The sequence below is a fragment of the Lysinibacillus sp. 1 U-2021 genome, assembly GCF_029916965.1.
Taxonomy (GTDB): Bacteria; Bacillota; Bacilli; order Bacillales_A; family Planococcaceae; genus Lysinibacillus; species Lysinibacillus capsici.
Window position 1 is genome coordinate 1,509,915 of record NZ_CP123966.1, and the last position, 13,315, is coordinate 1,523,229.

At 37.2% G+C, this 13,315-nt stretch carries 16 protein-coding genes; 9 read left to right on the plus strand and 7 right to left on the minus strand.

Translation table 11 applies throughout. The annotated features are described in order from the left end of the window. Positions 1–7: 7 nt before the first annotated feature. Entirely contained in the window at positions 8–409 is a 402-nt protein-coding gene (locus QH639_RS07795) for a hypothetical protein (RefSeq protein ID WP_281115933.1), read from the plus strand. A 63-nt stretch (positions 410–472) separates the two neighbouring features. Here the strand turns inward: QH639_RS07795 and QH639_RS07800 are convergent, their stop codons facing one another. Beyond that, on the minus strand, positions 473–997 hold the full coding sequence (locus QH639_RS07800; protein WP_004230953.1) for a CotY/CotZ family spore coat protein: 525 nt from the start codon (positions 995–997) through the stop codon (positions 473–475). Positions 998–1,130: 133 nt separating this feature from the next. Between QH639_RS07800 and QH639_RS07805 the strand changes: the two genes are divergently transcribed. From QH639_RS07805 to QH639_RS07830, 6 genes are all read left to right on the plus strand, one after another. Beyond that, the gene (locus tag QH639_RS07805) at positions 1,131–1,535 is read left to right on the plus strand and encodes a YhcN/YlaJ family sporulation lipoprotein (RefSeq protein ID WP_227744986.1); all 405 of its coding nucleotides are present in this window, start codon (positions 1,131–1,133) and stop codon (positions 1,533–1,535) included. After that, positions 1,536–1,991, plus strand: a complete 456-nt coding sequence (gene spoVAC, locus QH639_RS07810; RefSeq protein ID WP_004230957.1) for a stage V sporulation protein AC — start codon at positions 1,536–1,538, stop codon at positions 1,989–1,991. Further along, positions 1,985–2,980, plus strand: a complete 996-nt coding sequence (locus QH639_RS07815) for a stage V sporulation protein AD (protein ID WP_131522064.1) — start codon at positions 1,985–1,987, stop codon at positions 2,978–2,980. Before spoVAC ends, QH639_RS07815 begins: the two co-directional genes overlap by 7 nt. Positions 2,981–2,996: 16 nt before the next feature. After that, positions 2,997–3,356, plus strand: coding sequence for a stage V sporulation protein AE (gene spoVAE, locus QH639_RS07820; RefSeq protein WP_369700615.1), 360 nt, complete (start codon positions 2,997–2,999; stop codon positions 3,354–3,356). Positions 3,357–3,421: 65 nt separating this feature from the next. Continuing rightward, complete coding sequence (locus QH639_RS07825; RefSeq protein WP_004230967.1) at positions 3,422–3,595, plus strand: YjcZ family sporulation protein; 174 nt, start codon at positions 3,422–3,424, stop codon at positions 3,593–3,595. A gap of 130 nt (positions 3,596–3,725) precedes the next feature. Beyond that, the gene (locus tag QH639_RS07830; RefSeq protein WP_004230969.1) at positions 3,726–3,974 is read left to right on the plus strand and encodes a stage VI sporulation protein F; all 249 of its coding nucleotides are present in this window, start codon (positions 3,726–3,728) and stop codon (positions 3,972–3,974) included. Between the two features lie 120 nt (positions 3,975–4,094). Here QH639_RS07830 and QH639_RS07835 read toward each other — a convergent pair whose 3' ends face one another. The 3 genes from QH639_RS07835 to QH639_RS07845 all read right to left on the minus strand — a co-directional run bounded on the left by QH639_RS07835 (position 4,095) and on the right by QH639_RS07845 (position 5,845). Then, positions 4,095–4,523 carry a GNAT family N-acetyltransferase gene (locus QH639_RS07835; protein ID WP_054549889.1) on the minus strand — a complete coding sequence of 143 codons (429 nt, stop codon included), beginning with the start codon at positions 4,521–4,523 and terminating at the stop codon, positions 4,095–4,097. A gap of 3 nt (positions 4,524–4,526) precedes the next feature. Further along, positions 4,527–5,042: a YjcG family protein gene (locus QH639_RS07840; RefSeq protein WP_131522063.1), complete on the minus strand. Its 516-nt coding sequence runs from the start codon at positions 5,040–5,042 to the stop codon at positions 4,527–4,529. Between the two features lie 83 nt (positions 5,043–5,125). Further along, positions 5,126–5,845 (minus strand): alpha/beta hydrolase, encoded by a 720-nt coding sequence (locus QH639_RS07845; protein WP_131522062.1) that lies wholly within the window; start codon positions 5,843–5,845, stop codon positions 5,126–5,128. A gap of 113 nt (positions 5,846–5,958) precedes the next feature. Between QH639_RS07845 and QH639_RS07850 the strand changes: the two genes are divergently transcribed. Next, a complete protein-coding gene (locus QH639_RS07850) occupies positions 5,959–6,540 on the plus strand; it encodes a phosphatidylglycerophosphatase A family protein (protein ID WP_259420221.1) in 582 nt (193 codons plus the stop codon). 61 nt (positions 6,541–6,601) lie between these two features. Here QH639_RS07850 and QH639_RS07855 read toward each other — a convergent pair whose 3' ends face one another. From QH639_RS07855 to QH639_RS07865, 3 genes are read right to left on the minus strand one after another with little or no spacing between them, the layout of a single operon-like run. Next, entirely contained in the window at positions 6,602–8,413 is a 1,812-nt protein-coding gene (locus QH639_RS07855) for an ABC transporter substrate-binding protein (RefSeq protein ID WP_281115934.1), read from the minus strand. Positions 8,414–8,425: 12 nt separating this feature from the next. Beyond that, complete coding sequence (locus tag QH639_RS07860; protein ID WP_281115935.1) at positions 8,426–9,922, minus strand: ABC transporter permease; 1,497 nt, start codon at positions 9,920–9,922, stop codon at positions 8,426–8,428. A gap of 13 nt (positions 9,923–9,935) precedes the next feature. Next, complete coding sequence (locus QH639_RS07865) at positions 9,936–11,366, minus strand: ABC transporter permease (protein WP_131522058.1); 1,431 nt, start codon at positions 11,364–11,366, stop codon at positions 9,936–9,938. A gap of 121 nt (positions 11,367–11,487) precedes the next feature. Between QH639_RS07865 and QH639_RS07870 the strand changes: the two genes are divergently transcribed. Further along, positions 11,488–13,227 (plus strand): ABC transporter ATP-binding protein, encoded by a 1,740-nt coding sequence (locus QH639_RS07870; protein ID WP_281115936.1) that lies wholly within the window; start codon positions 11,488–11,490, stop codon positions 13,225–13,227. Positions 13,228–13,315: the final 88 nt, after the last annotated feature.

Below are 13,315 nucleotides of genomic sequence, written 5' to 3' on the forward strand. Positions count from 1 at the left end.
GAGTAAAGTGGATCAAGAACCACGCTTGTTTATAAAATCACCATCATATTTTTTAAATATTTCTAAGGTGTTACATGAACTTGATTTGGATGAAAGTACATCTGTCTATGTAAAGGACACTATGTTCGATGAGCAAATAGCTGAAGAAAAAAAAGAGGCAGTGGATGAAGTACAAATAGATCCTTATTTACTGAAACAGCTCCAGTTTTTAGAAAAACCATTTCGTCAGAGAGCCTATCAGCCATTATTAGTTTGTTTAAAGGATGGTAGAAAATTAACTGGGACAGCTTCAGATGTACAGAATGATTCTTTAATGCTCACATCATTAGAATTAAAAATACAGGAAATCATTCATTTTGAAGATATACAGCAAATACTTTGGCGCGGAAGAAAATTGCCAACTTTATAAAAAAAGTGTACAGCAGAGGATGCTGTACACTTTTTTTATGTGTGTGTGTCAAAGGTGAAAGAATTAGTCACAAATCCCTAAGTCAACATCAGCGATACATTGTACAGCGCAGAAGCAAGATAAATCCACAGTAATACAGCTATCTGTTGAGCTCCAGTCATCTACTTTACAGATTTTCTTCATGTTGATACAACAACCATCTTTGCTTAGTAAGTCTACTGTACTTTCACTAGAGTCAAATGTACATAAAGGCTCTAAAACACGTAAAGTAGCACAGCATTCATCAAACATATCTTCTACGCGGAAGAATACGGATGTACAAATACAAGGATCTGCTGTTGGAGAGTTAAAGAATGCTTTGAAAGGAGTACCATCTTTTGTAATTAACATGAAAACACGTGTATCTGCTTGTGAGCGAGCAGGACTAACAATCCCGCCTAGTGGCTCTAAGAAACAGTTTGCTGTACATGGAGAACACTCATCTCGCACCGCTTGATTTTGAATATCTAAAATAGCGCGAACTACGTCACAAACGCAGCCTGCTGAATGGATTGGTCCAATAGGATTTGTTGGCTTACCACAACCCATATTGTCACCCCCTTTCCTTGTTACTACTTCTACAATATGTACTTTTGAAAACTGGACTCGGGCTTTTGTGTATTTCTTTGAATGAATAGTTTTTTTATGTGTGGAGAAACTGTAAAGAAAAGGAGGGTAAAACTTGAGGCTACTAGGAATGACGTTACCTCTCTTAGTTGTTTTATCGCTGTTAAATGGTTGTGCTGAAAAGGAAAAATTTATCGTCTATGGGTCTCCACAAAATGAAAGTGAAGTCGAAACCCTTATAAAAGAAGAAGACTATGTTGATCGCTCAACGGTTATCCAATATGACGATAGTATGCTTATTGCAGTACAAATTAAACCATGGGAAAAGTGGAAAAAAACTAAGTTAGAGAAAAAATTGCAAAAGAAATTTGAAGAGAAATATCCAAACAAAGATGTGTTTGTCTCCGCTGATTACAAAATTTTTTATGAAGCCAATAAAATAAAAAAGGATCAGATGGAAGATAATAAATTAAGCGATAAAATTACAGAACTAAAAGAGCTTGCAAAGGAGGAGACATAAATGGAAAAAGAGCAATATCAACAGTTAGAGCAAAATGTTACACCAAAGCCCCCTTATTTAAAGAATGTAGCAAAAGCCTTTTTCGTTGGCGGTTTTATTTGTGCAATTGGTCAAGCTGTGTCTCTTTTTTATATTATTTTCTTCAATTTTACAGAGGCAACAGCAGGAAATCCAACTGTTGCAACGATGGTATTTTTCGCCATGATATTAACAGGTCTTGGCCTTTATAAAAGAATTGGTCAATTTGCTGGGGCTGGATCGGCAGTTCCAGTAACAGGCTTTGGGAATGCTGTTATTTCGGCAGCTATCGAGCATCGTTCTGAAGGGCTAGTCTTGGGAGTTGGCGGAAATTTATTTAAATTAGCAGGATCAGTTGTTTTATTTGGCGTAGTGTCAGCATTTTTTGTAGCGCTCATTAAATATATCCTCGTAACGATAGGAGTGGTTTCATGGTAATTGTATTTCAATCGAAACCCTCTCTTTTAGCTGGTGGAGTGGTAGCGGGTCCTTTAGAAAATCGGAGTGTTTTTAGTCAGTATTTTGACTCCGTTTATGATGATGAACGTTGGCAAATGAAAACAAATGAACAGGGTCATCGCAAAATGATTGAAGAAGCTTGTGAATACGCTATGAAAAAAATGGGCGTGCAAAAAGGTGATATCAATTATTTAATGGGCGGAGATTTAGTCAATCAAATGACACCAACTAATTTTGCCGCTAGGGATTTAGAAATCCCTTTTATTGGACTATTCTCTGCATGTGCCACTTCCGTATCTTCAGTCATTATTGCATGTCTGTTAACTGAGTTAGGTGCTGCTAATTTTTCATTAGCAGGTGCCTCTAGTCAACATAATGCAATTGAACGCCAATTTCGTTACCCCATCAATTATGGCGCTCAAAAACCGCAAACAGCCCAGTGGACTGTAACTGCTGCTGGTTATGCGTTAATTGGGAAGCATCGCGAGGAATATCCTTCTATAGAAGCGGCAACAATTGGCAAGTCTGTTGACTATGGTATGGATGATCCTTTCCATATGGGTGCTGCAATGGCACCTGCTGCTTTCCAGACGATTCAATCTCATTTACAACAGAGAAATCAAAAAATTTATCATTACGATTTAATTTTAACAGGCGATTTGGGACAGCTTGGCTTAAAGCTATTGAAAGGTATGCTTGTGGAAAATGGCGTAAAAAATGAAGAGCTCTCATTATTACGTGATGCAGGTGCTGAATTTTATGGACAGGATGAAGCATTCCAATCTGGTGCAAGTGGAGCAGGCTGTTCGGCAGCTGTTTTTTTTAGTTATGTTATTCAACAAATGCGTGCAGGGAGCTATAAGCGAGTTTTACTAGTAGCAACGGGGGCGTTATTATCTCCGCTATCCTATCAGCAAGGCGAGACGATTCCATGTACAGCACATGCGATAGAAATTACGATGAAATGAGGCAAAAAACATGGTTATGACTTTTGTATTTGCATTTATTGTTGGAGGCATTATTTGTGTCATAGGCCAATTATTAATGGATGTTGGTAATTTAACACCGGGCCATACACTAAGTACGTTAGTGGTTGTAGGTGCGATTTTGGATGGTATGGGCTTATACGAGCCATTAATTAATTTTGCTGGAGCAGGGGCGACAGTGCCCATTACATCCTTCGGGAATTCATTAACACATGGTGCTTTGGCAGAGGCAGAAAAACATGGACTTGTTGGCGTATTAACAGGCATGTTCGAAGTAACAAGCTCAGGAATCAGTGCTGCTATTGTGTTCGGCTTTATTGGTGCCTTAATATTTAGACCAAAAGGGAATATTGACTAGACGAATACCCCTCCCATTTTTACGACCGAAACATATTATAGGTTGTAGAAGGGAGGGGTGCTTTTATGGGATACCAAGGCTGGGGCTCACAACCGTACGGAAATAACGTTGGTGGGTGGAACAATAGCTACTGCGGAGGATACTCTGGAGGCAACAACAACTATGGTTATGGTTCTACATTTGTTCTAATTGTTGTACTATTCATTCTATTAATTATTGTTGGCGCTACTTACATCTAATTTGATGAACATAATAAAGGCTTTAGCTTTTATTTAGGAAATTCTAAATAAAGTTAAGGCCTCCACCATTTGCGAAATGTTTCGTGCAAGACGCAAGGTCATTTTGAGTTTTAATGATAGGAGGGAAAACATGCATCGCTCGTTTTTTAATTCGATTGAGCAAAAAACAGGTGTATCGATGGATGAAATCTTCGCATTAGCCAATGCCATTCAACATGCGGATTTTACCAGTGAAAAACAAGTAAGAAAAATTGTACGACGTGTTGCTAAAATATCTAACAGATCGATTACGCAAGAGTTAGAAGATAAATTAGTACAATCTATTATTCAAGATGGAGCATCACTAGATTTCGATAAAATCACTAGAATGATGAAGTAGCGCATGGCATATCTACTTGGCAATGCAGCTTGTTACGATAGAGTAGATAAATGGTGGCAAGCGAATTCGTCTCATAAAAAAGGGGTGTTACGACATTATAAATATCGTAACACCCTTTCATTAAATATTTTTCTCCATAGCACGGTGGGGAATACCTGCATCCATAAACTCAGGTGAGGTAACTGTAAAGCCTAGCTTTTCGTAAAAGGGAATTGCATAGCTTTGTGCATGAAGTTTTAAGGTTTTTTTATTGATGGAAATGGCATGCTTCTCCATTTCCTTCATGATTAACGCGCCTAATTTTTTGCCGCGTTGAGATTGTAAAATACAAACACGCTCAATTTTAGCTGTATTGTTGTCAATACTGCGTAAACGTGCTGCACCTACAGGCTCATCGTTATCATACATAATGAAATGTGTTGCAGTTGCATCCTCAGCATCACATTCTAGATGAAGCGGAACACCTTGCTCTTCAACAAATACTTTTTTGCGAATAGCAAAGGCATCATCGTGTTCTTGCTTTGTTTCAACAATTTTAACGTTATACAACAATCACTCAGCTCCAGACAAACGGAATGTTTCGTAAGTTGTCCATGAACCATCTTCTAATTGATATAAAAGATGAATGCGATCAATTGTATCTTTTTCATCAACGCCTGTCATGCGTAATTGACCAAAAATATCATCATGCTCTGAATCTGACATTTTTTGAGCGATTGTAATGTGTGGAACAAATACATGCTTCATTTCCCCATAAGGGATTTTTTCTTGAAGTTCATGTTGAAATGCTGCTAATTGTTCTGTTGGTTCAATGCGGAAGTAAATCGCATTTGTTGTAGGGAAAAACGAACTAATGCGAGATGCATGAATGTTTAAAGGTGCATATTTAGCAGCAAATTCATCTAATTGCTTGACGATGGTTTGAATCTCTTCTTCAGACGCATCGAAGCTGTCTTTTAATGTCATATGCGGTGTAATCTTTGCATAATGAGGATCGTATCGTTTGCGATAAGTATTCGCTAAATCTTGCAATTTTTTTGATGGAAATGCCACAATACCGTACTTCATAGTCCATTACCTCCCGAAAATAAACAATTTTTCTCATTAAGTATAACAGAAATTTCAGTTTTCGTAATTTGAATCGCCTAATATTAATTGAAATTTTCAATTAATGCACGACGAAGGTCTGGTTTCCAATATTTCCATGTATGATTGCCATCAAACTCGTCATAAAATGTAGTAAACCCTTTATTTATCATGAGATCATGCAATTGACGATTAGGTGTTAAAAAATCTTTGATGGTTTTATCCATTGTCACAACCTGATCTTCGCCTTTGCCGACGATATGGTAGATAGAAATAGATCCTGGATCTTTAAAATTTTCCACAGCCTTTAATACATCCTCATCTACATAAGGGGATTGTAGTATGACTTTGCCAAAGATACTTGGATATTTTAAAGCAGCCATTAAGGAAGCAGTAGCAGCCATAGAGTCACCAATCACTCCACGACTCATACCCATTTGGTAAGTGGCATACTCCTGATCTAAATACGGCACTAGCTCATGTGCTAAAAAGCGAAGATAGGCTTCATGTTGCTCACCGCTCGGGATATATTTATGACGTCGATCTTTTATGTCTTTGTAAGGAACAAATGCAATAATTAAATTTTCGATTTCATAGTCATCAATCAGTTCATCAGCTAGCTTGGTAATACCACCAAGCTGGAAATAATCTTTACCGTCTGATGCGATTAAAATATTGTATTTATATAGTGGAGAATAATTTGCAGGAACATAAATATAGAGCTGTAATTCTTCCTGTAATGACTCACTGTAAAATGTTAAATCCTGTACTGTTCCCTTATCCAATGATGACACTCCTTCTTGTGTTTGTAACAAAATTGTACCATATTACGTAAGTAAAGGTATAATAGGTTGGGCTAGCATTATACTAGCAATAAAAATCGAAATGAGGGTTAATTATGCATAATAAAAGTATTCGTGTGCACTCTGACGAAGTAGCAAAGGCAGCTCAAGCCGCGTTAAATCGTAGAGGTGTAGCGATAGAGGATATCGCTGAAATTGTTTACGAAATGCAAAAAACCTATAATGAAGGTTTAACACTAGAGCATTGTGTTCATTCTGTTGAACGTGTATTACGTAAGCGAGAAGTGCAACATGCTTTATTAGTAGGAATTGAATTAGATGAATTAGCAGAGAAGAAGTTATTATCTTCACCACTACAACAAATTATCGAATCAGATGAAGGTTTATTTGGTGTAGACGAAACAATTGCACTAGGATCTGTATTTACATATGGCAGCATTGCCGTTACCACTTTTGGTCACTTAGACAAGCAAAAAATAGGGATTATCAAAAAACTAGATACAGAACCTGGACATCATGTCAACACGTTCTTAGATGATTTGGTTGCTAGTATAGCAGCTTCAGCGGCTTCACGTATTGCACATCGTATGCGTGATTTAGAAGAGGAAGGCGAAACATTTGCTGATATCGAACCTGAAGAGCTAGGGCCAAAGCCAAAATCACATAATGAAATATAAAATGAGTTTCTTCCATTAAAAAAGAGCCTTCTCAAATTTTTTGAGAAGGCTCTTTTTTGTATTACTTATGATCATTATATGCTTTTACAAATTCTTTTACTTTTTCGCTGTCTGCTTCAAGTTTTAAACCTGTATCAATTAATGGAGAAACTGTGGATACAGCTGGTTTTTTATTGCCTTGATAATAGCTAATGAATTCATCTTGGTTAATAGAGTATAGAATTGCTTTACGTAAATCTGCTGAATCAGACACCGCACGGCCAGATGTATTCATTTGTAGGTACGACACAGCATTACTATCTGCCGTATTTAATGTTAGTTTAGCATCTGATTTAACAATATCCAGTTTTGTTTCTGGTACTGTTTGTAGAACATGAATTTCACCATTACGTAATGCAGATAGGGCGCTATCGACATCAGAGATAAAACGGACATTGATTTTAGCAATTTTTGGCTCATATTCGCTGCCAGCTCGATAAGCAGGATTTTTCACAAACTGTGCTTCATAATCATTTTTATTCACTAAAATGTAAGGACCACTTGCATATAATTGGTTATTGAATGTAGCTGAACCTTCCGTTACAGTAGCTTGATCACCATAGGCAATGTCCTTGTCAGGGTTGTAGTTAGCCACATCATACGTATTAATACTTGTTACTTGTTTTTCAGATACGATACCACCAGATTGGTGGGCTAAATAGTTTAATACTTGTGGGAAAGGTGTAGGTGTTGTAATTTTAACAACTTGGTATGCACCTGCTGCATTATTAACAGCACCTTTATCTTTTGCTAATTGCGCTACAGAAGCAGGTAGATTTTGTGATAATGCTTCTAAAACGGATTGCTCAGAGCCTGCTACTTTTTTATTTTGTAATTCAGTTAAATCAGAAACGATTTCGACTGTTTCAATGTTTTCATGAATGCTGTAAGTACGATGATCTGGTACTGAATTAGCGTCTTTCGCACGGTTTAATGAGAAGACTACATCTTCAGCTGACACTAATTCACCTGTATCAACAGCTGCACCATCTTTCACTGCTGCAAAATTAATATCATCGCGTAAAAGGAAGTAATATTCTTGATTACCTTCAGCCATTACATGGTTATAAGATAATGAACCATCTGACACAACTTCATCAGTGTCTGTTAAGTTAACAAGACGAACATACATATTTGTGTTTAATGTGTTGATTGAACCATCATTCCCTTTGATCGGGTCTAGTGAAGTAAGAGAATTGATTGTTTGGTGTAAAATTAAAGGTTCTGTTGCATTTTTAGATGTATCATTAAATTCTATTTTTTCCCAGACCTGTGCACGAGATTTTGGTAAAAGTACTGTTTTAGGGTTTACAAGTTCAGAGTAGATACCTTGGTACTTATTGGAAATATATAAAGGTGCAATATAAGCTTGATCGAATACTAATAATTGTTCTAAATCTTTATATTTAGCTGCTGCTTCTTCACCAGTCAATGTGCTCGCTTCATCAATCAGCGCATCTAGTTTTGAATCTGCCACCACACTGTAGTCACCGCCAGTTTTAAATAAACCACGAACAGCATAATCAGGGTTCCCTGTAACTGTCGTCCAGCTTGAAAGAGCAAGGTCATAGTTACCTGCTTCTTTTTGAGCAGAGAAAGAACCGTAATCTGGTTGAATATTTAGCTTTACATCAAAACCATTTTTTACTAATTGGTCACGTACAATGTTCATGTCTTCTTCAGAAGCTGCCATTCCTAATACTTCAATGGCAATTTTGTCATTGCTCTTGTCACTATCTTTTGAATCTTTACCGCCTTCTACGTCAGTTTTTGTTTGTACACAGCCAGCCAAAGCTAGTACTGCAACGAATAAAAATACAAGTAATTTCTTCATAGTTACCTCCGATTAATTTGTTTTTGGATCTAAAGCATCTCGTAAACCATCTCCTAAGAAATTAAAGGAGAGGACAAGAAGCATAATACAAAGACCTGGGAAAATAGCGACATATGAATGTGTTTCCAGGTACGTACTACCAACTTTTAAAATATTGCCCCATTCGGGAATATGTGGCTCAATACCAAGCCCTAAAAAACTCAAGCTACTTGTTGAAATAACAGCTCCGCCAATCGTTAATGTTGCTTTCACAATCATTGGTGCTAAAGAATTGGGGACAATGTGCTTGAAAATAATAGCTGCATCAGATGCACCTAAAGCTCTAGCCGATTCTACAAACTCATAATTAGCAAGCTGCATAACATTTGCCCGCATTGTACGGGCATAGGTTGGAATGGCTCCAACACTAAGTGCAATAATTAGATTTACCGTATTAGCACCAAATGCAGCAATAATAGCAATGGCTAACAATATCCCAGGAATGGCATATAAAATATCGAGACTTCGCATGATGATATTATCAGTGGATTTACCATAATAGCCTGAAAATGCTCCTAATGCGCCCCCAATAACTGCGGGGATAATCGTGGAGAAAAATCCGACGATTAATGATATTTGTGCCCCAAACACAATACGAGAAAATAAATCTCGACCATAATTATCTGTGCCTAGTGGATATTCTAATGTCGGTGTTTGTAGCAATGCTCCATAATTATTTTCAGTAGCGAAATCATAGTCGAAAGTCCAAGAGCTTGTCACGGATAACGAGAACATGAAAATAATGAAGAATAAGCCGAAAACAGCCATTGTATTGCGTAAAATCTTCTCCCATATTTTTTGCCATTTCTCAATAGAAGATGGATTTGCTTTTCGAGCCTTTTGGATGAGGCTATATCCTAGTAAAGTCGCAAATAGATTACCAGTGAAAGTCGCCAATAGGAGGACAATACCTGGAATAAGCATCCATTTAGGTGCCTCAGTTGCTGTAACATACTTTGTACATAAAATGGCCATCACGATATAAAGAAGCGAGAGTACTAGGAAAACGCTCATTGCTAGTAAAAACGTATCTGTTACATATGGCTTAAATAAATTCAATGCTGCAATACCTAAGATAAATAGCTGTGTTATAAAGGCATAGGCAGCAAAAGTATATTCTGCAGTCTTTCTTTTTGACACAAGCATAAATGCAAAGGATGTCGAAAAAATATTGCCTGACAGTATCGTTATTAAAAGGGGATAGCCAAACATTCGAGTATTATTTTGAATGGCACCATGCGTTGCTAAATCCCTTTTAATTCGTAAATTGACGAAGGCAACATATGCCGTAATAATGGCATAAATAACAAAAAGAAGCAGAACCACTGGTCGCCAGCTATTGCTGGAAAAATTATAGCTATAGGCTAGAAATAGTAAAGAAAACAGTAAGGAAAAGACAAAAGTAAAATGAGAATTGACATATTCCTGTGTAATCTTCAAGAGTAGTTTGACATGTAAGATGTTTTTCACAGGTGATCCTCCTTTAAGACTTCTTCATTTTCGAGCGAATGCGTGGATCAAAAAAGGCATACATGATATCAATGAATAAATTGACAATCGAAATGGTGATGGCGATATAAACAACGCCGCCAAGAATGGCCGGAATATCAGGGATAAATTGTTTATCGACGATATAGCTACCAATCCCACTAATGTTGAATACCTTTTCTGTTACAGATGCGCCTCCCAACATACCTCCAAAAAGAAGTCCAATCACCGTAATAATCGGAATCATAGCATTACGAATGGCATGTTTTGAAATCACTTTGAATTCATTTAAGCCCTTAGCTTTTGCTGTAATAATGTAATCCTCATGAATCACCTCAAGCATACTTGACCTTGTCATCCTAGCAATAGATGCCGTAATGGATGTTCCTAAGACGACAATTGGCATGATGAGCGATAGCCAATTATGAGGATTATAGGTAGCTGGAAACCATTGTAGCTTTAGAGCAAATGTCAAAATAAAAATTAAACCTTGCCAAAAGCTTGGGATGGATAAGCCAATTAAAGCAATGAACATAAATGTGTAATCCAAATATGAGTTTGGACGAACAGCTGAAATAATCCCGACTGGAATGGCAATAGCAATAGCCATTAGCAACGACAATACGGCAATTTCAAGAGTGACAGGAAATTTTGTAGCAATGCTATGTGTGATATCTTCTTTACCTGCAAAGGATGTACCTAAATCAAATGTAAATAGACCGGATAATGCGTTCCATAGCTGTGATAAATAAGGTTGATCCAAACCATGAATGCGATTAAAGTTTTCTATTTGCACAGGTGTTGCTTCAACTCCGAGTATGTTTCTTGCTGGATCAAAAGGTGATAAATATAAAATGGTAAACACTAATGTAGCCACACCAACAATCACAATGAAGCTTTGTAAAATACGTTCAATGATAAATTGCAGAAATGGATTCGCAAATAAGATAAGTACTACATAAAATAAAACAGCTGGTAGAAAGGTAAGAGCCACAAAACGTTTGTTAGTTAGTTGCTGATTAAAAAATTGGGCATAGGATAGTTGTTGTATGTCCTCTTTTTGTAAATCCTGATCCACTTGCTGCTGAAGCTTCCTTTGAGCTAAGTGCTTGGCTGTGAGCTGAATTTGTGATTCCAATACAGCCTCTTTAAAAAATGTAGCTTTTGCTATTTCTTGTTGCTCAAATTCCTTTTGCCACTGGGCAACCAATCCATGCTCTATATAGTACTGACTACGCAATGCAAAAGCCTGATCATAAGTGTTTGAAAGTTTCCTTTTCCGATAGATAAAGTATGTAAAAGGGTGAACTAAAATACTAAAAAGAAAAAGAAGTAGATGATAAGGCTTTTGATGCATTAGTTTTTGATAAACCGTAGAAAAGAAAATAAATTTCTCGGGTTTTAAATGATTTTTTGAAGTAACCATGCATTTCCTCCAAACGTAAATAAAATATTCAGCATTATATTGTATAATTCCTATCAGTATTGTAAAGTATGGATTATACTTGAAAGTAAGTCAATCACAAATTTTAAAAAGGATGGGTCGAATGAGTGAAAAGCTTTTAGAAATCAATAATCTTCGCGTATCCTTTATCACAGGGGAGACAGAATTTGAAGCAGTTAAGGACGTTAGCCTCCATTTAAATAAAGGTGAAACACTAGGAATTGTGGGAGAGTCTGGAAGCGGGAAAAGTGTAACGGCTCGCTCCATTATGCGTTTATTACCATCGCCACCTTCATTTTTGAAATCTGGCTCAATTGTGTTTAAGGGGCAAGAACTCACTGAATTTAATGAAAAACAAATGGAAGGGATACGTGGACAAGATATTAGTATGATTTTCCAAGATCCGATGACATCCACAAACCCTACTATTCGAATAGGTGATCAAGTGGTTGAAAGTTTAATCAAGCATCAGTCAATGTCAAAAACCGAAGCCTATCAACAAACAATAGAATTATTAAAACTGGTTGGTATTAGAGATGCAGAAGAACGGTATCGACAATACCCTCATGAATTTTCAGGTGGTATGCGTCAACGCGTAATGATTGCTATGGCGCTTGCTTGTAATCCCTCACTGCTTATTGCAGATGAGCCAACAACAGCACTGGACGTTACTATTCAAGCTCAAATCCTAAAATTGATGCGCGATATGCAAAAGAAAATGGGAACGTCTATTATTTTAATTACACACGATTTAGGCGTTGTTGCAGGTATGTGTGATCGCATCATAGTGATGAAAGAAGGAGAAATAGTTGAACAGGGCACAACAGAAGAAATTTTTGCAAATGCCCAACATCCGTATACCCAGAAATTATTGAATGCCTTACCAAAACTGCATGAGAAAAAGCAGCCAAAAGAGATTGCTACTATTCAGCCAGGTATCGATCGACATAAGCCGTTAATAGAAGTGACCCATCTATCCAAAGAATTTCCATTAGGTCGTGGTCAAACGTTAAAAGCAGTGAATGATTTATCGTTCTATATATATCCTGGTGAAACATTGGGCTTGGTTGGTGAATCTGGTTCAGGTAAATCGACTACAGGTAGGACGATTCTTCAACTTCATCAACCTACAAATGGAGAGGTTCTCTATCAAGGGATACCTGTAACAAGGCTATCGAAAAAACAGCTAAAGGCAATGCGTCGCCATATGCAAATTATTTTCCAAGACCCCTATTCATCGTTAAATCCTCGCAAAAAAATCTTAGACATTATTGGCGAGGCTCTAGATATTCATGGTCTGGTGAAGACACATGAGGAGAGGCGACAACGGGTAGAGGAATTGCTTGAACTTGTTGGTTTGAAAAAAGAGCATGCCATGCGTTATCCTCATGAATTTTCAGGAGGTCAGCGTCAACGAATTGGTATTGCGAGAGCATTGGCGGTTGAGCCAAACTTTATTGTTTGTGATGAACCCTTATCGGCACTGGATGTTTCCATTCAAAGGCAGATTGTTGATTTATTAAAAGAATTACAACAAAAGCTTGGATTGACGTATTTATTTATTGCCCATGATTTATCCATGGTAAAGCATATCAGCGATCGTGTAGCCGTCATGTATGGTGGAAAGATTGTAGAACTGGCAGAAAGTGAAGAGCTATACGCTAACCCACAACATCCATATACACGTGCATTATTACGTTCTATTCCTATTCCAGATCCTGCAATAGAGAAGCAGAAATATAATGAAGCTGAACATGCAGAAGATGTGAAAATACGTTATGAGGTAGAAAATAGTCAACTAGTAGAGGTTACTCCTAATCATTGGGTAGCTGTGAATAGATGATAGCTTGAATGTAGTAGCTTGATATTTTACAATAGAAACATCGTGTAACTTGTCATCTTCTTGATGATGAGGTGCACAACTTATACGA